Below are 21,340 nucleotides of genomic sequence, written 5' to 3'. Positions count from 1 at the left end.
CAATGTTTGTGAATTGAGAACTAAACCCAGTAAGGGGTTTCAAATAAAGAAATGGCTACGACATCTCTCTATTTCCCTTGGAATAGGGATAGAGAGTATCCTGCACTTCCCGATCAACTATTACTAAAACTCGTTCTTGGGTAATATCAAAACCCTCTGATTTGAGCATAGTCATATAGGCGATCGCCTCTTGTTCGATCTCTTTACAAAGATCTTGCCGCTTGCGATTAGTTGCCTCACATTCTTGAGCTAAAGCGATCGCTTGCCCCATTTCTTCACAAGTTAACAGGTCAATAATTACTTGCGGATTGCCGATTCGCCCGATCGCATTAATGCGAGGACCTAGCCCAAACCCGATCGCTTCAGGTTTCAATCCAGTTTGTTTATCCTTGGCAATTCCTGTCTCATTAATCAGCGCAATAATACCAATCACTTTAGATTGAGAAAGCAACCGCAAACCCTTTTTCACTAATCGACGATTAATACCAGTTAACGAGGCAAGATCAGCGATCGTGCCAAGGGTGAATAATTCTAATAAAGGATTTTCTAATTCAGCACGTTTGCCAAAGCGATCGCTTAATTCCAATGCCAACACATAGGCAACCCCAACACCAGCGATCGCTGCGTAGGGTGAATTTGGATCAACTTGATATTTAGGATTGAGGATCGCCGTTGCAGGTGGAATTTTGGTTGGGTCTTCGGGGACTTCGTGGTGATCGGTGACAATTACAGAAATATTTAAGGATTCAGCAAGAGCGATCGCCTCGTAAGCAGCGATGCCATTGTCCACCGTAATAATTAATTTGACATCGCGATCGTAACAATCTTGCACGATACGTTGGTTAATCCCATATCCTTCGGTCATTCGACTAGGAATTTCATATTCCACAATCGCGCCCAATAATCGCAAAGTGCGAATCAACAAAGCAGTGCTGGTCATGCCGTCAACATCATAGTCACCGCAGATCGTAATGCGATCGCCATTTTTAATGGCAATCTCAATACGGTCAATACTCTTAATTAAATCTGGAAATTCTTGTTTTGGGTCTGGTAAATCTTCCAGTTCGGGATCGAGAAAGACCCTAGCAGATTCGGGAGTATTAATACCGCGATTTAGCAAAACTTGCGCGATTATAGGTGAAAGTCCCGTAGAATCAGCGATCTCTTGTGACAAATCTGGCTGTGGTGAGAAAATCTGCCATCGCTGTTGAGGTAAAAGCATGAGAACAATAATATAATTATTAAGAATGTCTTAAAAAATCCGTTGCGAGTCCGAAAAGTAATGAGGACTATTCCAACATTACCTGAATCAACCCTACAACTCTTACTATTTATTGACGATCGCCCCAAGGCAAAAGATTTAGTCAAGGATGTGGAGGAATTCTTGCAACGAGAAAATGATTGCAAATCTGAACTCCAAATAATTAATGTGGCAAGTCAGCCACAACTTGCCGAACTATTTAAAGTGGTCATGTCGCCAGCCTTGCTCAAATTATCGCCTTTGCCAAGGCAGACGATCGCGGGGAAAAATATACTCAAACAGCTAGAAAATAGCTTGGATACTTGGAAACAGCAGGTATTAGACAAAACAAATAACCATCCGCCCGAACTTGCTCAGAATATTGACTATATGAATGAAGTTGCACGTCTTGCTGATGACGTGTTTAGACTGTCACAAGAAAAATCTGAAATTGAGGAGCAAATTCGTTTTAAGGATCGCGTCTTAGGAATGCTAGCCCATGATCTGCGAAATCCCTTAACCGCAATTTTATTAGCGATCGATACGATCGAAAAAAGCGGAGACAAAATTGATCCACAAACGGTGTCTCGCTTACTCAAACATGCTCGCAACAAAGCGCGTGATGCTGACAGCATGATCACCGACATTCTTGAAGCAGGACGAGGTGCTAATGCCCAATTTCGTACGCAACGCCAAAAAATCCAATTTGATCAGCTATGTCATAGCGTAGTGAGTGATTTTTATTTCAGTAAATGTCTTGAGGGGAAGCACCAAAAATTAGTCAAGGACATTCCTAACGATTTGCCGCCTGTGTATGTAGATCAAGAAAAAATGCGTCAAGTTTTAATCAATCTTTTAGGCAACGCTACTAAATACACCCCCGATGGCGGCAAAATCGAGCTTACAGTCATGCATCGAACTGCCCAAAAGATCGAAGTTAGCATTACTGACAACGGTCCTGGGATTCCTGCAGAAATGCGCGATCGCGTATTTGAGGAGCGTTATCGCCTAGAACGCGATGGCGATGCCGATGGCTATGGTATTGGGTTATCACTATGCCGCCGCATTATTACCGCCCACTATGGTCACATCTGGGTTGATGACGCGATCGGCAAAAAAGGCAGTTGCTTCCGATTTACGCTGCCAGTTTATTGATCAAAAAAAGAGGATATTCTGCATCCTCTTTTTTGATTTGAATTTTTTACCAATTTACATTTGCAGACGCAATAATTGCGATCGGGTGTAGCCATCTAAATAAAACAATTGTGATGGCAACTCCGATATAAGCAGGGCGCACAAATTCTTTTAAAACTAATTGCTGACGACCTTGAGCGATCGCTACAAATGGCATTATCGAAGTTCGCTCCTTCACAGCCAAGAAAGCATCTCCATAACGCTTAAACAAACGCTGATCACCATGCCACACAGCGAATAAATGGTAAACAACCAACGCGATCGCCGTTACCAATGTAAAAGATGTTCCTAACCATAGGGCATGAGCTATACCCCATAGACATTGACCAATCATTTGTGGATGACGACAAATACGAATGATCCCCGTTTCAAATAAATGTACCTCTGGCTTTTTGATCGCGGCTACTTCAGTTAAGTTAAACGTAGCTGGATAGAGAAAGAGGAAGGAAATTGCTGAAAGAATTAAGACAAACTCACTTACGCCTGTAACTCCTTGCACATTCCACAACTGCACTCCGTCATAGCGATGGTTGAAGAAATAAATCAGTAATACTACGGCAAGGGGAATGCTAACTAGTGCAAAAATCACCCGATATAACCTTGCGCCAATCCGCTCCTCAGCCCACATCCGTAATTCAGCAAGCCCACTATGGGCGATCGCAAAGGTCAAAATCAGACCCAACATTACAAAATGGGTGAAATAAGTCGAAAAGAAGGAGCTAAGAGAGGTCATATTAAAACTATTAACTTTAGTGAGGGTGGTGCTTTGCACCACTCTCACTAGTTTATCCATATTTAAGTTTAAAGCGTAAAATCAGTAGGTTCAAAATCAAGGTAATGCCATTAGCAAGGTAGATCGGTGCAGCATTAACCAATAAGCCGTAAATTAGCCAGAGTGTTATCCCTCCAATAAAAGTAACCAACATAGGCAAAGAGATATCCTTAGTTGAGTGCGATCGCCAAACCTTAATTACTTGGGGCAAAAAGGCAATAGTTGTTAGAGATGCAGCCGTAAATCCAAGAATATTGGTGAAATCCATGAGTTCAATAAATAGGATAATTTGGGGTGCTCTGCGGAGCAGAGCATCCCAAATTAGAATTAAAACACATGAATCAGCGCATCATCGGCATCACAGGAGGCATTGCCACAGGTAAAACCACTGTCTCTGATTATTTACATCAGACCTATGGACTGCCAATTCTTGACGCTGACTTATATGCTAGACAAGCCTTAACAGGCGATCGCCTTGCAAAACTCCGCGGTCGCTATGGCAAATTAATATTTGATGATCAAGGAAACCTTGATCGCCGCAAGTTGGGCGCGATCGTATTTGAGAGTGAACTTGAGCGTCAATGGCTGGAAGGACTAATCCATCCCTATGTCCAAGAATGCTTAATTGCTGAAGCAAGACATTTAGAGCCATCAACGGTGGTAATGGTAATTCCCTTGCTGTTTGAGGCAAAAATGCAGGATTTAGTAACCGAGACATGGGCGATCGCTTGCGATCCCCAACAACAGTTACAAAGACTAATAAACCGCAATCATCTTTCCGAATCCGAAGCGTTACAGAGAATCTCTAGTCAAATGTCTCAATCTGAAAAAATTGAATTGGCTGACGTAGTAATAGTCAACTCAGACAATACCAAGGAGCTATTCTTTCAAGTTGATAATGCGCTACTTAACTCATCACTCGGTATATTTTTAAACGTGATTTGATATCGCCCATTCACGTACTTGCCGAATCAAAGCATTTTCTTTGAGAGTACTTTTGAGTTCCAAAAAATTCTGGAGATCATTTGTTCTTAGTAAAGGAAAAGCAATGCTGCGATCGCTTAAAACATAGCAATCATCAACAAGGTGATGAATCGTAATTAAATGTCCGTCATATCGCCAAACTTCAGGTACGCCCACTTGGGCATAGATGGCAAATCGATTCAGCGAACTACTCGTAATATCAATTTTGATCGCTAAATCTGGTGGCGGATCGATTTGTAAATCAATCTTATCTTTACCCCAAACAAGCGCCTCATTTTGGATGTAATAGCATTGATCGGGTTCGAGCCCTTTTGCCAAATCTTCGCGATCGCAAGTCATCGAGCCTAAACTGAGAATTTCCATCTCTAGTGTCTCAGTCAGTGCCTCAACAATGCGACCCAAAATCTTTTTATAGTTTTCGTGCAGGTCAGACGGCATCCGAATCTCTAGAAATCCCTTGTCATAGGTGAGTCGCTTACTGGGCTGAGCTTCTAAATCTTGAGCGATCGCACGATATGTCTCCCATCTGATCGATGGCAGCAATATATGACTACTTGCGCGATCGCTAGATTTAGACAGAATTCCAGTCATGTTATTGCAGAGGTCTTTCTGGAGTTGCTGCTGGAGTTGGTGCAGGTAAATTTAAGGGGATTGGTTGCGCATTTGGTGCAGACTGAGTTGCAGGAGCAACCTGTGCTGGAATCGGAGTCGTTCCCGTTGATTTAGTAAGCCAACCACCACTAAGCATTACTGTTAATCCCAAAAAAGCTGCGGTTAAGAACCAAGTGACTCGATTCAGTGCTGTTTCAGCACTTTTCGTACTTGAGAACAATTGAGCTTGACCACTAAATCCACCCAAACCATCACTTTTAGGACTATGTAATAGGATTAAGACCACTAAGCAAATAGCGACAATAGACCAGACTATTTTTAAAGTTTCGTACATTTTTAGATATTTTTCTTTATATGGTTTTCTATAAACAGCTTAACGCATCTACTAATACCAAAGCATAAAATGGCTACGCCATTTTATGCTTTTAAAACCCTTACAGGGTTTGATTTTTAATTCACAGAAGTGTTACCACACTTTTGTGAATTGGTATAAATAGCTAAGCAAAATTAAATTTAAAATCCCAAAATCTGTACCGCCTGCGTAGCAGGCGGTACAGATTTTGACCTTGTTTTTTTAATTATGCTGAGTTGCTTAAAGAAATTAGATGTGTTGCTAAGCAACGCATCTAATTTCTTTAAGCAAATTGCTGACCTAACTCAATTGGGTTATGTACTGTAATCTTTTTCTTTGAAATCGCGATCATCTTTTGCTTTCGCAAATCGCCAAGCAATCGAGTTACCGTTACTCGCGTAGAGCCGATCGCTTCTGCGATCGCCTGATGTGATAGCTTCAAATCAATCGTCACACCATCAGTTGAAGGCGAGCCAAAGTCACGACAAAGAATCAGCAAAAAACTGACTAGCCGCGATCCCATGTCTCGATGGGCAAGAGTCTCAATCATCATCTCAGTTTGTAAAATCCGCGATGACAATCCACGCAATAACACCATTGGCAATTCAGGATCTTCCTTCAAAGCCTTTTCAACTTGATCAATCGGCACAGAAAGCAGCTCAACAGGTGTAAATGCGACTGCGTGATAAAAGCGGTCAGAGCGATTGCCTGTAATCAAAGACAAAACCCCAAACACACTATTTTCGCGTAATAGGGCTACAGTAATTTCTTCACCTGCTTCGTAAACTCTAGAAAGTTTTACAGCGCCTTTAACTAAAAAGTAAAAACGTTCAGCAGGATCACCTGGGAAAAAAATCGTCTTACCGCGTTCAAACGTTTCCGTCATGGGTGGGAACATTCCCCCATTCATTTCGCGAAAGACTTCAACAAGAGCACGGTCAGCCAATCTTATATATCCTCTTTAACCAAAAATAAAACAATATATAAAGCATCATTTATACCAATTCTAAAAATGACAACGTCATTTTTAGAATCCAAAAACCTTGATGGGTTTTACTTTTAATTCATGGAATGGTTGCATTACTTTCATGAATTGGTATTAGAGCTTATTCAGACTAGAAAACAGATAAAGCATCAAAAGTTGCAATCAATTGTGAGCGCTAATCTTCAACAAAGTATTAGCAACTTTAATGAAGCCAGTTTTAGGATTTTTAGCAGCGCTGGTGCCGAAAATCCTAAAATTAGTTCTGATGACAATTGCTAGGAAAGTATGCCACCACACAATCAAGTTTAGTTACACATGTTATTTTTCATCTTATGTAAAGAGTAAAGATACACGTAGTCTCACAGTACATTGCCCTATAAGTAGTCACTTTAGAAAGCAGTGAAAATTCATTTGATTCGCCGAAATAGGTCAAAATTTAGAGAGTTTATTTGGGATATAGATATAAGTATTCTCACTTAAACTTACTACATAATTACAATTTGTATCATACTGTACATTTTCTTGAATTAAGTATGATTGTGAAAATAATTACGAAATAAAAACTGACCTTTTTGGAGTATGAAAAGCGATCTCTACCTAAACATGCTGCTTACCGAAGTATCTTCGTGAACTCGCCAGATTGTTTCCCCCAAGAGGTCGGCAACTGATAGTACCCGCAATTGGGGAAAGTAGTTCTCCTGCCTCACGGGGGTCGAGTTAGTCACGATTACTTCTTCAAACACGCCACTTGATAGTCGATCAATCGCTGGTGGCGAAAAAATAGCATGGGTTGCACAAGCGTAAACCTGTCGTGCCCCCTCTTTTCTCAAGAGCTTAGCCGCTTCATAAATAGTTCCAGCCGTATCAATCATGTCATCGACAAGAACTGCAGTTTTACCCGACACATCCCCAATCACATTCATCACCTCAGCCACATTATGACTTTGGCGACGTTTATCAATGATTGCTAAAGGAGCATCATCAAGTTTTTTGGCAAAAGCACGAGCACGAGCTACTCCCCCTACATCTGGTGAAACCACTACTAGATCAGGCAGCTTCTTTTCATTGAGATAGTCAAATAAAACTGGAGAGCCATAAACATGATCGCAAGGAATATCAAAATATCCCTGAATCTGTGCTGAGTGCAAGTCCATCGCAATTACGCGATCAGCTCCAGACTGCACGATTAAGTTAGCAACTAATTTCGCAGTAATAGACTCACGTCCTGCGGTTTTGCGATCGGCTCGTGCATAGCCATAGTAAGGCATCACTGCGGTGATCTGTCTTGCTGATGCGCGACGGCAGGCATCAATCATAATCAATAATTCGGTTAAATGGTCGTTAACAGGGCGACAGGTGGGTTGGATCAGATAAACATCACAACCCCGAATCGATTCCTGTACTTGCACATAGACTTCCCCGTCAGCGAAATTTTTTCGCACCATAGGCCCTAGTTCGATACCTAAATAACGGGAAATCTCTTGGGCAAGTGGCAAGTTTGCTGAGCCAGCAAACAGCCTAAGTCGGTCTTCACCACTATTTAAAGAAGGTAGTCGATGAAGTCCATGCCTAGTAGTCGTCGTTAAGTGTGTCACTGCAATTTATCAGGAGGTAACATAGCCATCTTTCTATTGTCAGGCTTAATCCGCTATTCGCACTATCTGTTTATGATTAAATTAGATATTTTTTCAGCCACTTTTTATCCAGCAGGAAATAAAAGCCATAAGTTAGAAGCATAGCCTCTAAATTTATGGCTTTTATTTAGGTGGGCGGCGACGTTGTAAAAAATCGGGAATATCTAGTCCTGGCTTACTAAGCTTAATTTCGGGCTGAGATGTACTCGGCATTGAAGAAGTTGACGTTCTTGTTTGTGCGCTAGGAGGTAGAGGTTGAACTTTTTTAGAAATTTGTGGTGGTATCGCTGGATGTGATTTGGGAGCAAAGCCAGTCGCAATTACCGTAATCCGAATCTCTCCATCCATCTTGGGATCGATCACTGCCCCAAAGATAATATTTGCGTTTTGATCAACAACCTCATAAATCGTTTCTGCGGCTGCGTTGACTTCATGCAATGTCATGTCTTCGCCACCTGTGATGTTAAAGACAACTCCACTTGCCCCTTCGACTGAAGTTTCTAGTAAAGGTGAAGAAATAGCAGTCATAGCCGCTTCTCTGGCTCTAGACTTGCCTGAGCCGATGCCAATGCCCATCATTGCTGATCCTGCATCCGCCATAATTGCGCGAATATCTGCAAAGTCAACATTAACCAGTCCAGGAATCATAATAATGTCAGATATACCCTGTACTCCCTGACGCAGGATGTCATCAGCAACCCTAAACGCCTCTTGGACTGGTGTTTGCTCAGAAATCACCGAGAGTAACTTATCGTTGGGGATCACTATCAGGGTGTCAACGCGGCTCTGTAAACCTGCAATTCCTTCTTCAGCTTGCTGTCCACGCCTTCTACCTTCAAAGGTAAAGGGACGGGTGACTATACCAACCGTCAATGCCCCAGCTTCTTTGGCTACCTCAGCTATAATTGGTGCGGCTCCAGTGCCAGTGCCACCACCCATACCTGCGGTAATAAATACTAAGTCGGCTCCTTCGACGGCTGCCGCGATGTCATCACGTGACTCCTCGGCGGCTTTCTGCCCGATCGCAGGATTACCGCCAGCACCTAAACCTCTGGTCAGTTTTTGACCCATCTGAAAGCGTTTAGAGGCGGATGATTGGAGCAATGCTTGAGCGTCGGTATTAAACGACCAGAACTCTACACCAACCACATCGCTTGCAATCATGCGATTTACAGCGTTGCCGCCGCCGCCGCCAACACCAATTACCTTAATTTTTGCAACACTGCCCAACATGATATTATCCGCTTTTGCATCAACGCCTAACTGCTGCTTCATACGATTGTGAGAGTGACTTAGGTGTAGTCTAGAGTTATTTGAAAACTCAGAAAGTTCATCCATTTGCACGTCTACTTCTCCGTTTGCCGAACCATTTGAGTCCAAATTTGACCAGTCATTTTGAGATGTCATTTATCGAGGGATGTCATAAATAGAATCGTTTTACTGATACTCTCTAGATTTTGCTAAGCTTAAACCCCATTCGAGTCAAAAGTTCGAGTAACAGTTTAAACCTACCAGAAAAAAATAATAATAGCCTTAAAACGACAGTTTAGGATTTTGTTTCTGAAGATTTATCTTTTGGTGATACATTCATTTCCAAAATTGGATTATTGGGTTGACTGATATCAATGTAGTTAAAACTTTTTGATTTCAGTCTTTCGGGCAATGTTCTCAGACGATCAAGTGTCTCTAACTGTGTAGTAAAAAGCGATGGCTTGTATGTGCCAAAATATACCAGACCGAGCTCTGTATTCAAAATAAGATTTGATTCATCTCTAGCATCTACTTGCGAAATTTTGACCTGACTTTGGCTAACTTGGCGATAAAGGGTTGACCATTGACTGATTGCTCGATTACTTGGCTCTAGAACTACGAGATTTGGTTTATTAATATTTGACGGATAAGCTTTAGCAGATACCCATATGCCTTCAGCATCGAGAAATCCTTGCTGACCCTTGCGTGTAGACTTAGCGATCGGCAAACGTTCTTGGACTTGAATGGTCAACTTTGACGGAAAAATTGTGCGCGAAACTAAAACCTTGGAAACTGGGGCATTTGCCTCCAATTGGGTCGCGATCAATTGCGGTTGAATTTGAAAAATCGACTGAGGATATTGAATTGCTAGAGATTTTTTGATGGTTTCTTTGGAAAGGAGATTGTTACCCTCAATCTCAATTTGGTTAGCACTACGAAGTTGCCATTCTGGGAGCATAGCTACCCAGAGCATGGCTCCCGTAAGTCCTGTGATGAATGTTAATTGCCAAATACCTTGAAAGATGCGAAGGCGGCGTTGTTTTCGCAGTTGTTTGCGGCGAGCCACATAGTCTGCCTCTCCAGTGGAGATAGGGAATTCAACCGTCATCTTTACTCCTACTAGTTCATAGTGCTAGGAGTCAGATGATGGGCTACTAGCAAATTGCCGTTCCAGCATAGCAATGATTTCTTCTCGTCGGGAAGAAATAGCTAAGGGATCATTAGATTTAGGGCGCAAAAACATTACTTGTTTTGTAAGTTTGTAATTTGATGGTTGTTTTCTGTCCATTAAAGAATGGATAGCTTTAACAAAAAATATACCTGCACTTATTACTAAAAGTACAGACACTGAGATGTAGATAACTGCTGCGATCGCCATATCTGTAATGGTTGATTCAAAAGTGCTGGTATCACAATAGATGAGCAAATCTGGTTTTTCAACTAGAGTTACAAAAATGTATAGATTTGCTTTGCAAACCTTCACAAAGTCAAGATTAGCTGCGGGGCTTTTCCTAATATGCACCGACTGCTGCGCGGGCTGCATATTTTTTGGTTCTATGTTTAATTGTGCTTCGCTACTTAATTAATAAACCCAAAACTATAAGATGTGGTGCAAAGTGCCACTTCTTAAGTTTTGGGTTTGTAGGTACGGAGAACGCGACAAGCTACAGGGCTTTGATATTGCTATTGGTTCGTTATAATCAGGCTTGGTTAAGACTTAGAAACATTTAGTAATACATTTAGTAATAATTAGGAGCTTTGCGCGATATGCAAGAGCAGGGAACGATCAGCATTCATACCGAGAATATCTTTCCCATTATCAAGAAGGCTTTATATTCAGAGCGAGATATCTTCTTGCGGGAATTGATCTCTAATGCCGTAGATGCCATTAGCAAACTTAAGATGGTTTCCTACGCTGGTGAAACAAACCACTCTGCCGATCCTGAAATTGTGGTGACGATTGATAAGGAGAAAAAAACTCTAGCGATCATCGATACTGGCATCGGCATGACAGCTGATGAAGTAAAGAAATACATAAACCAAGTTGCATTTTCTAGTGCCCAAGAATTTGCTACTAAATATGCGAGTAGTGGCACTGGCGATCAACAAATCATCGGGAACTTTGGTTTAGGCTTTTATTCGTCATTTATGGTGGCGAGCAATGTTGAGATCGATACCTTGTCATACAAAGAAGGATCTGAAGCAGTTCATTGGACTTGTGATGGCTCAACGACATTTACACTTGATGGCAGCGATCGCACCAATGTTGGTACGACGATCACCTTGACATTGCAAGAGGATGCTGAAGAATATCTAGAAGAAGCATCGATCAAGCGGATGATTCGCAACTATTGCGACTTCATGCCTGTACCAATCAAGCTTAATGACGAAGTCATTAACAAACAAACTGCATTATGGGACAAATCTCCTAAATCAGTTACTAACGACGAATATTTAGAGTTTTATCGTTATCTCTATCCTTACCAAGATGATCCTCTGTTTTGGATTCATCTGAACACAGATTATCCATTTGTGATTAAGGGGATTCTTTATTTTCCCAAGATGAAGGCGGATATTGACCCAAATCGCGGACAGATCAAACTTTTCTGCAATCACGTTTTTGTCAGCGACAATTGCGATGATGTGATCCCTAAGTTCTTGATGCCTTTACGTGGGGCGATCGACAGCACCGATATTCCTTTAAACGTCTCACGTAGCTTCTTGCAAGGCGATCCCAAGGTTCGGAAGATTCAAGATTTTATTGCTAAGAAAGTAGGCGATCGCCTAACCGCTCTTTACAGCGACTCCCGTGAAGAATTTCTGAAATGCTGGCAAGATATCAGCATATTTATGAAGTTTGGCTCTATGAACAGCGATAAGTTTTATCAGCAAGTCAAGGAAATTTTGGTCTATTCCACCACTAATGAATCTGATGAGGTCAAGAGTGAAAGCGGCAATTACACCACTTTACAAGCCTATCTGGAGCGCAACAAAGCTGAGCATGAAAACCAAGTGTTCTACACTTCTGATCCGATCGCTCAAGGTACTTATGTGGAATTGCATAAAAACCAAGGCTTAGAAGTGCTCACCTTTGATGCGTTTATTGATAGTCACTTCATTAATTTCCTTGAGCGAGAATTTAAAGATATTAAATTCTCCCGTGTTGATGCCGAAATTGACGATCGCCTAGTTGATAAGGGAGCGAACACAGAAATTGTCGATCCCAAAACTAATAAAACCAAGAGCGATCATCTCCAAGATATTTTCCGTGCAGCGCTGAATAAGCCCAAATTGGTAATTCGCACTGAGGCGATTAAAACTGAAGATGTGTCTTCTGCCCCACCTGCAATCATTCTGCTGCCCGAATCAGCGCGACGGATGCAAGAAATGATGGCATTGATGCAGCAAGGTACGGTGAGCTTCCCTGAAGATCATGTGTTACTTGTAAATACGACGCACCCGCTCATGGAGAAGTTGATTGAGCTTGATAGTAGTCAAATTTTGGCTGGTGGCAAATCAGAATCATTGGATCTTGCCAACTTGATTTGTACGCATGTCTATGACTTGGCACTGATGGCACAGAAGAGCTTTGATGCTGATAGCATGAAGGGCTTCTTGCAGCGTTCTAATCAATTGCTAACTAAGTTGACTAGCAAAATTTAAACTATAAATTGCGGCGCGGAACGCCGCAATTTATATAAAAAAGAGGGCGCATTGCGCCCTCTTTTTTTAATTTATGGGATTTAAAACAACAATTGGTTGTAACCCAGCTTCAATAACTTCGCTAACGCCTAAAAACTTTTGATCGCGATCGCACATTCTTACGTACTGTGAAAGGATATTCTCACCTTCGGTAAGAACATTCTCACCTTCGGTAAGAACATTCTCACCTTCGGTAAGAACATCCTTTATTGCAATCACCTGTCCCATACACCAACGTTTTGTCGCATCTTCATCAAGAGACATCATTGGCAAGAAATGCAAACCATGATCGGGAGCAAGAACTTCAAAACTCCGCGATCGCAACAGATCCGCAATTTGCTCAAAAGTCAAACTCGAATTTAAATCAAACCCATTACTATAAGTACGTCTAAGTCCTGACAACGTCGCGCCACATCCCAGCTTTTCCCCTAAATCTCTGGCGATCGACCGAATATATGTACCTGAACCACAGGCGATCGCCACATCTAATTCTGGATATTCCCCCGTATTCCAATTTAAAACCCGAATTTCGGTAATTTCCACAGAGCGGATCGGAATATCAGATTCGACAATCTCGCCCCTACGAGCAAGATCGTAAAGACGTTTACCATTAACTTGAATAGCACTAAAAGCTGGCGGACGTTGAGTAATCTTGCCTTGAAATAAAGGTAATAATTTCTCAATGTCCTCAAGTTTTAAATCTGGGCAAGGGCGATCGCTTAAAATTTCACCAGTAATATCATCAGTATTCGCCACCACCCCAAACTTAATCTTTGCCTCGTAAGCTTTACCTTCTGGTAAAAATCTTAAAAGTCTTGTGGCATAGCCAACTGCGATCGGTAAAACCCCTGTAGCCATTGGATCAAGTGTACCGCCATGACCAATTTTCTTTTGCTTAAGCAGTTTTCGTAATTTACTTATGCAGTCATGAGCCGTAATAAATGGCGGCTTATCGATACTAATAAATCCATTGATCATAAAAATTACAAAAAACATGGCGTTTTTTAATTAAACCTTAGAAAGCGAAGATAGGAAGGCATATCGTTCATACTGTCTATGGTTTATGTACTAAATATTAAAACCAATTTTGGGCTTTCTAGCGCTACAGGTACTGGAAAACCCCAAATTGGTTTCATAATGAAATTGCTGGATTATTACTGATATTGGAACAACTCAATCCAAAATCATGATACTTTGGAAGTTTTATGATCTCCGCAGGAGACTAAATGGAACGTAAGCAAGGAAAATCTGTCATAAAATGTTGATAGTAGATAAAAGAAAAGTTTCTTCTAAAGTTGTATGAGTCTTAAAAAATACTCTAGACTTATGTACCTCGTTCATGCCTATCGTTAGCTTTCAATACTTTATGTTTTTGCCTTCACCATTTGTGATATGGGGTGAGATAAGTTGGCTCGATTAGTATTCGGAGATATTCATGGTCAGTTTGATGGCTTAATGAAGTTAATTGACTTCATTAAGTGTAGTCCTAGTGACAAATTGTTTTTTTTGGGCGACTTGATCGATCGCGGCGAGCGTAGTTCTGACGTTGTGAAATGGGTAATTGACAATGGTCATACTTGCCTAAAGGGAAATCATGAGCAAATGTGTCTTGATGCTTTTAGCAGTAATGAAGCATCATTAATCTGGAAAGGTTGGTTGCTGAATGGTGGTGCTAACACCTTGGCAAGCTATGGAGAAGGACGTTTACCAGAAGCTCATTTAGAGTGGATGAAGCAATTACCGCTTTATATGGATTTAGGTGATGTATGGCTAGTCCATGCAGGCTTAAATCCTAATTTACCGCTTGAATTACAGGGCGCTGCTGAATTTTGTTGGATTCGCGAAGAATTTCATAGTGCTACTGAGCCTTTCTTTGAAGACAAAATTATTATTACTGGACATACAATCACTTTTGTTTTCCCTGGGGTAAAGCCAGGAAATTTAGTATTGGGTAAGGGCTGGCTTGATATTGATACTGGGGGATACCATCCAAAGAGTGGTTGGTTATCGGCATTGGATATCGATTCGGCAACAGTTTATCAGTGCAATACTTTTACCAATGAGTTAAGGGTAAATTCACTCTCAGATATTACAACTGTGATTGAGCCAATGCCGACGCGATCTCAAAGACTAGAAATTGGCAAGACAAATGCCCCCAAACGACGATGGTCTTGGGTATAACAAATGCGCGGCTGCCCTTCGGGCAGCCGCGCATTTGTTATGGAGACAATAAAACTTGATACAAATCAGGGCGGCGATCGCGAAAAAATCCAAATGAGGCACGATTAAGTCGTACTTGATCGAGATCAAAACTGGCTAAAATCACGCCTTCTTCGGTGTCATTCAACTCTGCGACCTTATCGCCGCGATGGTTAGCAATAAAGGAATGACCATAAAAAGTTTGATTTCCCTCTAAGCCGATCCGATTTGCAGCCGCCACAGGGATCACATTACTAACGGCATGACCAATCATGGCGCGTTGCCAAGGATCTTTGGTATTTAGATTTGGCTCCTCTGGCTCTGAGCCGATCGCAGTTGGGTATAGCAAAATCTCTGCACCCATCAATACCATTGCTCTGGCGCATTCAGGAAACCACTGATCCCAACAGATGCCTACGCCAATTTTGCCAAAAGCTGTGTCCCAAACTTTGAAGCCTGTATCGCCACCACGGAAATAAAACTTTTCTTCATAACCAGGCCCGTCGGGAATATGGCTTTTGCGATAGACTCCCAGCAATGAGCCGTCTGCACCAACCATGGCAAGACTGTTGTAATAGACCTGTCCTGATTTCTCAAAAAATGAAACAGGAATTACCACATTTAGTTCTTGAGCCAGCTTTTGAAAATGAGCAATCGTCGGATGATTTTCTACAGGTTGCGCCCAGTCAAAAAAGCGATCGCGCTCCTCTCGACAAAAATAAGGGCTTTCAAATAATTCTGGTGGCAAAATCACCTGTGCACCTTGATGGGCTGCTTTGCTCACTAAGTCGGAGATTTTAGCAACATTAGTAGCTATATCAGCATTTAGGGATGCCTGAATAACAGCGATCGTGACAGTTTTAGAGGATGACATCAGGATATTTAGGATAGAAACGTTAAAATGGAGTTACATAACTGTTGCGCTAGCTTGAGGCGGCGCTACGCGCCCGACTCAAGCTTCTTTGGGGTTGGGTGGCGACAGCTTTATCAATAGCCTAGCGCAGTCACGAAAACATTCATGAAACAACTTGTTATTTTATTGATTCAGTTTTATCGATTATTTATTTCACCATTATTTCCACCGAGGTGTCGGTTTCAACCTACTTGCTCGCAATATGCTTTGACAGCGATTGATCGCTATGGTTTATTCAAAGGAGGGAAGCTAGCTGTTAAACGAGTTTGTAGTTGCCATCCTTGGAATATTGGTGGGTACGATCCTGTGCCAGAACTACTAGTTCATCAAGATGAGCCAACATCATTGCCTTGATGCAGATTGACATAACAATAAATCTTGCACAATCGCCACAACATTATGCAGAGTAATGTCGTTACGTCTTAAATAAGTGCGTAAATCTAAAATTGCATGTTCATATTCCTGAGTAAAGCGATAGGCTGCGATCGGTTGCAACTCTGTATGAGGAATCTTTAGGACTTTCATGATGCCAGTCCGCACATTGCCAATTAGTTCGCGAGAAAGCTCAGAAACAGCTTTTTGTCTTAAGTGGCGGAACCCACGCACACTCGTAGCATACATTGCTGGCAACCGATTGAGTGCGTAGGCAACCACCTCGCCTTTATTAAATTGTTGACTTATTTCGGGTGTCGCTTTCTCGATTATTTGAAACACAAGATGTTCTAGTACATTTACTATTCCTAATTCAGCCCCCAACGTATAGGATTCTAAAGCTCTATATTCCATTTCTAAGGCATCCTTAGCCCGTTTATCACTAGACCATGAACCTTCAGAGGTTTTTAGATGAGAATCCCAAGCTTTTTCCAATTCTAGTCGAAAGGCTTCTTGCTGCTTTTGAACTAGCTGCTTTTGCATAAACCTTTTTGAACTGGAAAGAACTGCTCGGTGCTGATGATTTAAATGATTAACATCTTGTAATCGAGTTTCTTCAATACCTTGAATTACTGTTTGATCCTGTGAATTATTGAATTGGCTAAAGTGCGAACATTGATCAGACAGTTCCCTAACAATGATGGGGACATCTCGCCATCGTAAATATTTGCGCTTAAGTAGTTGGTTGAGTTGGTGTAATACCCCTGCATTATTTAGAAATAAGTGCTTAGGTAAAGGCGTAGTGTCATGCAACAGGTCGCCAAATAAAATAGCTTTAATACCATGATTGACTGTTTGAGAAATTTGTGGATATAGTTCATTTAAAGAATAGTCATATTGATATTTCCAACCAATCATTGACGTGGCAAATAAAGGTGGTAGTCGATTAAGTGCATAGCCTACAGCTTCGGCAACTTTAACTTTTGGTTGTATCTTTGGACGTAGTTCTTCGATTTGAATTCTAACTTCTTTAACAATTATCTCTTCTAAGACATTGATAAATATATGCATAACTTTCTACTTGCTTAGAATTCATACTAATTAGGGTCTTAGCACTGAGTAAACAATAAAGTTTTTAATTTAATTTTCTGGATTAATTGATATGATTATCGCCAAAAGAATCGATTGCCATATTAATGATATTTTTTGGTATTCCCCTCAGCTATAAAATATTATATATTTTGGAAAATTTACTGATTATACTTCATTGTTAAAGTTTAATTTATCAAATAACTATCGATAAACTAACCGTACAAATCGCTTAACTTGTTCAGTAGAATAAGAGATTGAAAAATCAGAAAAGCCACAAAAAAGCAGAAAAATTATAAATATTTTGTATTTAATTAGTTAGAAAATCAAACAGCAAAAAGAGAAAGGCGGTGCATTGCGCCGCCACTCGTTTTTTAGGTTTTATATCCTACGGCTATTACTAATCAAACACAAACCAAACAACGCTTTAAAAGCGTTGCTTGGTTTGTGTTTGAGCGAAAAATGCTTTAACAAAGACTGGCGACAACTATAAAATATAAGGAAGGGAGTCTTCGACTCCCTTCCTTATATTTAACCTAAACGATAGCCGAAGCCTCTGACAGTAACAATATGCTTAGGATCACTAGGATCAACTTCGATTTTTTCGCGTAGCCAACGAATATGTACATCAACAGTTTTGCTATCACCCACAAAGTCCACTCCCCAGACTTTCTCTAGTAGCTGCTCTCGTGACCATACCCGACGCGGATGACTCATAAATAGATCGAGCAACCGAAATTCTTTGGGGGAAAGATTGATTTCTGCTTCATTTATCGTTACACGGCATTCGTCAGGATACATTGTGATATCACCAAACTTATATACCGTTGCATTTGTAGGTACAAAATCTCGACGGCTGCGGCGTAGCAATGCTCGACAACGAGCCACTAGTTCCTTCATCCCAAAGGGTTTACTGAGATAATCATCAGCTCCAACCTCTAAGCCGATAATCCGATCGGATTCATTACCTCTAGCACTAATCATCAATACAGGGACATTATTACCTTCGTGACGCAAAATACGGCAAAAATCTAGTCCATTTATTGATGGCAACATTACATCTAAAATTACTAAATCTAGCCTTGGCGCGGTTTTAGCAATTTGTAGAGCACTATAGCCATCTTCTGCCAGTAAAATACTGTAACCTTCTTCACGCAAAGATAGCGCGATCGCCTCTTGAATAATCGCTTCATCCTCCACTACTAAGACAAAACCGACAGTGTTTTTAGCAGTTGAGGGAGCTTGTTCTGTTAAGAGCATAAAAAAGTTTTATTAGGTTAGTCTAACCGTATCCAATTTTACATTGATTGCTGACGAATTATGAATTAGCGTTAAAAGTTTGTCACCAAAGGTGTAACAAACTGCAAACTAATTATGGCAGCGAGAAATTAGGGATCAAGGATTTTGCTATATTTCTTAGGGTTTGATTAAGCGATCGCGCAATCTGGATATGAGGCTCATCAGATTCAATCGGCAAAATCTGAGTCATGTTTCCCTGACTAAATTGTTGCATGACGAGATTTGCTGCTTCTAACCCTGTGACATAAGCTTTTTCCTGTGACCATGAGCCATGATTGGTAATCACCCAGTCTCCACTCATATATAAATTTGGGAAACTGGTGATTGCTCTAAGCAAATGTTGATAACTTCCAGGGGCAAAATGAGTAACTGCACGAGGCAACCGAATGATGCTGCTGTCAACAACCTTAGCTGTTTCAAACTCTGGTAAACAGGAAGCAAGATATCTCTGGACGATCGCAACAATTTCCTGATTATCAAGGGGCAGAAATTGATTCGCATGATAAAAATCGACTTCTATCACTGAGCCTGTCTCATCAGCATATTCATCATGTAGCGCATTGAGATCAAAAAATGTCCAGCCTGTAGTTACATCAAAACCAAAGCAGGCATTGGATGGACGAGGAATATTGATTTTGCGATCGAACCATAGTCGCACTGCCAACACATCGATCGCACCCAAGTTCATCAAGTTACGAAATTCGCTGCGCTTTTGTAAAGTAGGACTGTTTGACACAATTTTCTGCATTCCTGAAATGCCAACGGAGAAGATTACTGCATCAGCATCAAAGCTTTCATCTCCACAAATTACCGCCGTAATTTTGCCAGAATCATCAACGCGAACATCACTAACACGACGATCAGTGAGAATTTTGCCCCCGAGTTCTTTAATGCGATCGCACCAAGGTTTAAAGATTTTTTCGCCAACTGTACCGCGACACCAGACCACATCAAAATCTGCTTGATGCGCCAAGATGAAGTAATACAGCATTCCCAAAGCCGCCGCCGCCGAACATTGTTCCCCAGGGGCAAAGAGCCCGACTAGCAGCATTGGCTCAAAGGATTCGCGGTATAGCCTTTCTGAAACGCCATATTGGCGAAATAGTTCGCGTGCGGTCATGCCGTCATAACGTTTCCATGCATCATCGGAATTATCAAAATCGACGACTGCATACATCAGCGGTAATGCTGAGATGCGATCGCTTAAGGGCAATCTTTTAAATTGTGTATAGGCAAATGTCCCAAGAGGGGAAGGCAAGCGTGGTAAGTCTTGAAAAATCGGTGACTCAACTTCTAAGCCTGCGGGAGAATATTGCGCTGATCGAGTCCAAGCCGTAAATGGATCTAGATCCAATTCTTTAACTAAGGAAAAAATATTGCAGTAGGGATACCAAAAGCCATGAATACCAGCTTCAACGGATTTGCCCCCTTGTGTTTTCCATCCTGCAACTAGTCCACCTGCTTGCGCTCCTGCTTCTAGCAAGGTTATGTCATAGCCTTGTTTTGTGAGTTGATAAGTTGCACCTAGCCCCGCCCAACCTGCACCAACGACGATTACTTTTGGTTTTTCTGTCATTTTGTTTAATAACGATAATTCTGATTGTTTTCTTTTCAAGTCCCTAGTAGAAATAAACCTCCAAAATATGTCCCGACCGCTCAGCGGGCGGGACATATTTTGGGTTCTATTTCTACTAGGCAACCCTTCTAACACATAAAAAGCCTTGCTAAGCAAGGCTTTTTATTTAAAGTCTTTTACTAATTTTAAACCCGTGGGAGTCTGTCCCGCAGGTATGCATTAATCCATATGCTTCCGCAAGTATCCTAATTTCTTCGGTTTGGCGTGGACTGGGCTTCCAAGGATCGCTATTGTCATAGCCGTAGTAGGTTTCAATGCCATCAATCCCTAAAGCGGCGGCGGCGGGGATCAGGTCTTCAGGCGATCGCCTATATCTCGCTGGATGAGCAAGTACGGCTAAGCCACCAGCCAAATGCATCGCCTTAATCACACTAATTGCTTGATAATCTAGTCCTGCGGTAGTTTTACCTTGCAAATAAGGATGCATCGCCTCATGTTGGGGATCAAATCCGTATCCAAGAATATGCACTTCCGTAAAAATCAAACTGGCATTAACTTCGATCCCTGACCAGAGAGTTGGCAAAGTGTGGGGATCATTGGCTTGACTCTTTGATTGCTCAAGATATTGCTTAGCTATGTAATAGCCTGCGATCGCATGGTGATCGGTGATAGCAAGATCGGATAGACGCAATGAGATCGCCTGTTGGATTAAATCCACAGGCTGCATTTTGCCGTCTGAATAAACCGTATGCAAATGGAAATTTAGCCTATGCGGACAACTCACAGCATCGACGGACGCAAAAATATTTCGGAGCCTGCTGGTTGCACTCGATTCTGATATCAATAATGGAGTTTGAGTTACCATGGCATATCTCTACATAAGCAAATCTTTAACAATTCTTAATTTCTTAATCACAATTTTACCCAGATAAGGGCAGGCATCTTAACTTTTATCAAAATAGATTCTCAAACTTAGCCCACTGGCAAGCAAATCATATTTACCTAAATAATTGCTTAAATCATCGCTAAATACCTTAGAACAATTAAAAACTCAGGAATAAAATCTCTACCGCCCGCGCCTCGGGCGGTAAAGATTTTGAGGTTTTAGATTTAATTGTGCTTAGCTACTTACCAAGCAAAGATAGCAATGCTCAAACAGCCAGTAA

The 21,340-nt window shown here is 41.4% G+C and carries 21 protein-coding genes; 5 read left to right on the top strand and 16 right to left on the bottom strand.

What is annotated here, in order from left to right; all coding sequences use genetic code 11:
* Positions 1-55 precede the first annotated feature (55 nt).
* The gene (locus PseudUWO311_RS09605; protein WP_223807516.1) at positions 56-1,222 is read right to left on the bottom strand and encodes a single-stranded-DNA-specific exonuclease RecJ; all 1,167 of its coding nucleotides are present in this window, start codon (positions 1,220-1,222) and stop codon (positions 56-58) included.
* 60 nt (positions 1,223-1,282) lie between these two features.
* Here PseudUWO311_RS09605 and PseudUWO311_RS09600 point away from each other — a divergent pair, with 60 nt between their 5' ends.
* Positions 1,283-2,395 carry a histidine kinase gene (locus PseudUWO311_RS09600; protein ID WP_142655028.1) on the top strand — a complete coding sequence of 371 codons (1,113 nt, stop codon included), beginning with the start codon at positions 1,283-1,285 and terminating at the stop codon, positions 2,393-2,395.
* A gap of 46 nt (positions 2,396-2,441) precedes the next feature.
* Here the strand turns inward: PseudUWO311_RS09600 and PseudUWO311_RS09595 are convergent, their stop codons facing one another.
* Both PseudUWO311_RS09595 and PseudUWO311_RS09590 read right to left on the bottom strand, forming a co-directional pair.
* Positions 2,442-3,167, bottom strand: a complete 726-nt coding sequence (locus PseudUWO311_RS09595; protein WP_263402924.1) for an NnrU family protein — start codon at positions 3,165-3,167, stop codon at positions 2,442-2,444.
* Between the two features lie 52 nt (positions 3,168-3,219).
* Positions 3,220-3,474: a SemiSWEET transporter gene (locus PseudUWO311_RS09590; protein WP_142655027.1), complete on the bottom strand. Its 255-nt coding sequence runs from the start codon at positions 3,472-3,474 to the stop codon at positions 3,220-3,222.
* A gap of 68 nt (positions 3,475-3,542) precedes the next feature.
* Here PseudUWO311_RS09590 and coaE point away from each other — a divergent pair, with 68 nt between their 5' ends.
* Positions 3,543-4,151: a dephospho-CoA kinase gene (coaE, locus tag PseudUWO311_RS09585; protein WP_142655026.1), complete on the top strand. Its 609-nt coding sequence runs from the start codon at positions 3,543-3,545 to the stop codon at positions 4,149-4,151.
* Here the strand turns inward: coaE and PseudUWO311_RS09580 are convergent.
* The 7 genes from PseudUWO311_RS09580 to PseudUWO311_RS09550 form a co-directional block, all read right to left on the bottom strand.
* On the bottom strand, positions 4,137-4,781 hold the full coding sequence (locus tag PseudUWO311_RS09580) for a Uma2 family endonuclease (RefSeq protein ID WP_142655025.1): 645 nt from the start codon (positions 4,779-4,781) through the stop codon (positions 4,137-4,139). The two genes, coaE and PseudUWO311_RS09580, sit on opposite strands and share 15 nt — an antisense overlap.
* 1 nt (position 4,782) lies before the next feature.
* Positions 4,783-5,136, bottom strand: coding sequence for a preprotein translocase subunit SecG (gene secG / locus PseudUWO311_RS09575; RefSeq protein ID WP_142655024.1), 354 nt, complete (start codon positions 5,134-5,136; stop codon positions 4,783-4,785).
* A 301-nt stretch (positions 5,137-5,437) separates the two neighbouring features.
* Positions 5,438-6,064: a global nitrogen regulator NtcA gene (ntcA, locus tag PseudUWO311_RS09570; protein WP_142655045.1), complete on the bottom strand. Its 627-nt coding sequence runs from the start codon at positions 6,062-6,064 to the stop codon at positions 5,438-5,440.
* A gap of 668 nt (positions 6,065-6,732) precedes the next feature.
* A complete protein-coding gene (locus PseudUWO311_RS09565) occupies positions 6,733-7,734 on the bottom strand; it encodes a ribose-phosphate pyrophosphokinase (protein WP_142655023.1) in 1,002 nt (333 codons plus the stop codon).
* Positions 7,735-7,896: 162 nt separating this feature from the next.
* A complete protein-coding gene (gene ftsZ / locus PseudUWO311_RS09560; protein WP_142655022.1) occupies positions 7,897-9,180 on the bottom strand; it encodes a cell division protein FtsZ in 1,284 nt (427 codons plus the stop codon).
* A 139-nt stretch (positions 9,181-9,319) separates the two neighbouring features.
* Complete coding sequence (locus PseudUWO311_RS09555) at positions 9,320-10,132, bottom strand: cell division protein FtsQ/DivIB (protein WP_142655021.1); 813 nt, start codon at positions 10,130-10,132, stop codon at positions 9,320-9,322.
* A 24-nt stretch (positions 10,133-10,156) separates the two neighbouring features.
* Positions 10,157-10,567: a hypothetical protein gene (locus PseudUWO311_RS09550; RefSeq protein ID WP_142655020.1), complete on the bottom strand. Its 411-nt coding sequence runs from the start codon at positions 10,565-10,567 to the stop codon at positions 10,157-10,159.
* 224 nt (positions 10,568-10,791) lie between these two features.
* Here PseudUWO311_RS09550 and htpG point away from each other — a divergent pair, with 224 nt between their 5' ends.
* On the top strand, positions 10,792-12,687 hold the full coding sequence (gene htpG, locus PseudUWO311_RS09545; protein ID WP_142655019.1) for a molecular chaperone HtpG: 1,896 nt from the start codon (positions 10,792-10,794) through the stop codon (positions 12,685-12,687).
* Positions 12,688-12,753: 66 nt separating this feature from the next.
* Here htpG and truB read toward each other — a convergent pair whose 3' ends face one another.
* The gene (truB, locus tag PseudUWO311_RS09540) at positions 12,754-13,722 is read right to left on the bottom strand and encodes a tRNA pseudouridine(55) synthase TruB (RefSeq protein ID WP_223807515.1); all 969 of its coding nucleotides are present in this window, start codon (positions 13,720-13,722) and stop codon (positions 12,754-12,756) included.
* A 411-nt stretch (positions 13,723-14,133) separates the two neighbouring features.
* On the opposite strand from truB, the gene PseudUWO311_RS09535 reads away from it, so the two are divergent.
* Positions 14,134-14,907, top strand: coding sequence for a metallophosphoesterase family protein (locus PseudUWO311_RS09535; RefSeq protein ID WP_142655018.1), 774 nt, complete (start codon positions 14,134-14,136; stop codon positions 14,905-14,907).
* A gap of 37 nt (positions 14,908-14,944) precedes the next feature.
* Here PseudUWO311_RS09535 and aguB read toward each other — a convergent pair whose 3' ends face one another.
* Positions 14,945-15,799, bottom strand: a complete 855-nt coding sequence (gene aguB / locus PseudUWO311_RS09530) for an N-carbamoylputrescine amidase (protein ID WP_142655017.1) — start codon at positions 15,797-15,799, stop codon at positions 14,945-14,947.
* 144 nt (positions 15,800-15,943) lie between these two features.
* Here aguB and yidD point away from each other — a divergent pair, with 144 nt between their 5' ends.
* Positions 15,944-16,192 carry a membrane protein insertion efficiency factor YidD gene (gene yidD / locus PseudUWO311_RS09525; RefSeq protein ID WP_142655016.1) on the top strand — a complete coding sequence of 83 codons (249 nt, stop codon included), beginning with the start codon at positions 15,944-15,946 and terminating at the stop codon, positions 16,190-16,192.
* Here yidD and PseudUWO311_RS09520 read toward each other — a convergent pair.
* The 4 genes from PseudUWO311_RS09520 to PseudUWO311_RS09505 all read right to left on the bottom strand — a co-directional run bounded on the left by PseudUWO311_RS09520 (position 16,181) and on the right by PseudUWO311_RS09505 (position 21,039).
* Complete coding sequence (locus tag PseudUWO311_RS09520) at positions 16,181-17,281, bottom strand: late competence development ComFB family protein (RefSeq protein WP_142655015.1); 1,101 nt, start codon at positions 17,279-17,281, stop codon at positions 16,181-16,183. The genes yidD and PseudUWO311_RS09520 overlap by 12 nt on opposite strands.
* A gap of 549 nt (positions 17,282-17,830) precedes the next feature.
* Entirely contained in the window at positions 17,831-18,559 is a 729-nt protein-coding gene (locus PseudUWO311_RS09515; RefSeq protein WP_142655014.1) for a winged helix-turn-helix domain-containing protein, read from the bottom strand.
* Positions 18,560-18,671: 112 nt separating this feature from the next.
* Positions 18,672-20,174, bottom strand: coding sequence for an FAD-dependent oxidoreductase (locus PseudUWO311_RS09510; protein ID WP_142655013.1), 1,503 nt, complete (start codon positions 20,172-20,174; stop codon positions 18,672-18,674).
* 166 nt (positions 20,175-20,340) lie between these two features.
* Positions 20,341-21,039: a PHP domain-containing protein gene (locus tag PseudUWO311_RS09505; protein WP_142655012.1), complete on the bottom strand. Its 699-nt coding sequence runs from the start codon at positions 21,037-21,039 to the stop codon at positions 20,341-20,343.
* Positions 21,040-21,340 lie beyond the last annotated feature (301 nt).

Origin of the sequence: Pseudanabaena sp. UWO311 (genome assembly GCF_006937785.1) — a bacterium.
Classification (GTDB): domain Bacteria; phylum Cyanobacteriota; class Cyanobacteriia; order Pseudanabaenales; family Pseudanabaenaceae; genus Pseudanabaena.
This window is presented reverse-complemented; position numbering and strand designations above follow the sequence as displayed.

Bases quoted from the DNA above. Each gene is read 5' to 3' on its own strand.
- PseudUWO311_RS09605 (WP_223807516.1), bottom strand. From the start codon at position 1,222: ATGCTTTTACCTCAACAGCGATGGCAGATTTTCTCACCACAGCCAGAT.
- PseudUWO311_RS09600 (WP_142655028.1), top strand. From the start codon at position 1,283: ATGAGGACTATTCCAACATTACCTGAATCAACCCTACAACTCTTACTA.
- PseudUWO311_RS09595 (WP_263402924.1), bottom strand. From the start codon at position 3,167: ATGACCTCTCTTAGCTCCTTCTTTTCGACTTATTTCACCCATTTTGTA.
- PseudUWO311_RS09590 (WP_142655027.1), bottom strand. From the start codon at position 3,474: ATGGATTTCACCAATATTCTTGGATTTACGGCTGCATCTCTAACAACT.
- coaE (WP_142655026.1), top strand. From the start codon at position 3,543: ATGAATCAGCGCATCATCGGCATCACAGGAGGCATTGCCACAGGTAAA.
- PseudUWO311_RS09580 (WP_142655025.1), bottom strand. From the start codon at position 4,781: ATGACTGGAATTCTGTCTAAATCTAGCGATCGCGCAAGTAGTCATATA.
- secG (WP_142655024.1), bottom strand. From the start codon at position 5,136: ATGTACGAAACTTTAAAAATAGTCTGGTCTATTGTCGCTATTTGCTTA.
- ntcA (WP_142655045.1), bottom strand. From the start codon at position 6,064: ATGAATGGGGGAATGTTCCCACCCATGACGGAAACGTTTGAACGCGGT.
- ftsZ (WP_142655022.1), bottom strand. From the start codon at position 9,180: ATGACATCTCAAAATGACTGGTCAAATTTGGACTCAAATGGTTCGGCA.
- PseudUWO311_RS09555 (WP_142655021.1), bottom strand. From the start codon at position 10,132: ATGACGGTTGAATTCCCTATCTCCACTGGAGAGGCAGACTATGTGGCT.
- PseudUWO311_RS09550 (WP_142655020.1), bottom strand. From the start codon at position 10,567: ATGCAGCCCGCGCAGCAGTCGGTGCATATTAGGAAAAGCCCCGCAGCT.
- htpG (WP_142655019.1), top strand. From the start codon at position 10,792: ATGCAAGAGCAGGGAACGATCAGCATTCATACCGAGAATATCTTTCCC.
- truB (WP_223807515.1), bottom strand. From the start codon at position 13,722: ATGTTTTTTGTAATTTTTATGATCAATGGATTTATTAGTATCGATAAG.
- aguB (WP_142655017.1), bottom strand. From the start codon at position 15,799: ATGTCATCCTCTAAAACTGTCACGATCGCTGTTATTCAGGCATCCCTA.
- yidD (WP_142655016.1), top strand. From the start codon at position 15,944: ATGAAACAACTTGTTATTTTATTGATTCAGTTTTATCGATTATTTATT.
- PseudUWO311_RS09520 (WP_142655015.1), bottom strand. From the start codon at position 17,281: ATGCATATATTTATCAATGTCTTAGAAGAGATAATTGTTAAAGAAGTT.
- PseudUWO311_RS09515 (WP_142655014.1), bottom strand. From the start codon at position 18,559: ATGCTCTTAACAGAACAAGCTCCCTCAACTGCTAAAAACACTGTCGGT.
- PseudUWO311_RS09510 (WP_142655013.1), bottom strand. From the start codon at position 20,174: ATGACAGAAAAACCAAAAGTAATCGTCGTTGGTGCAGGTTGGGCGGGG.
- PseudUWO311_RS09505 (WP_142655012.1), bottom strand. From the start codon at position 21,039: ATGGTAACTCAAACTCCATTATTGATATCAGAATCGAGTGCAACCAGC.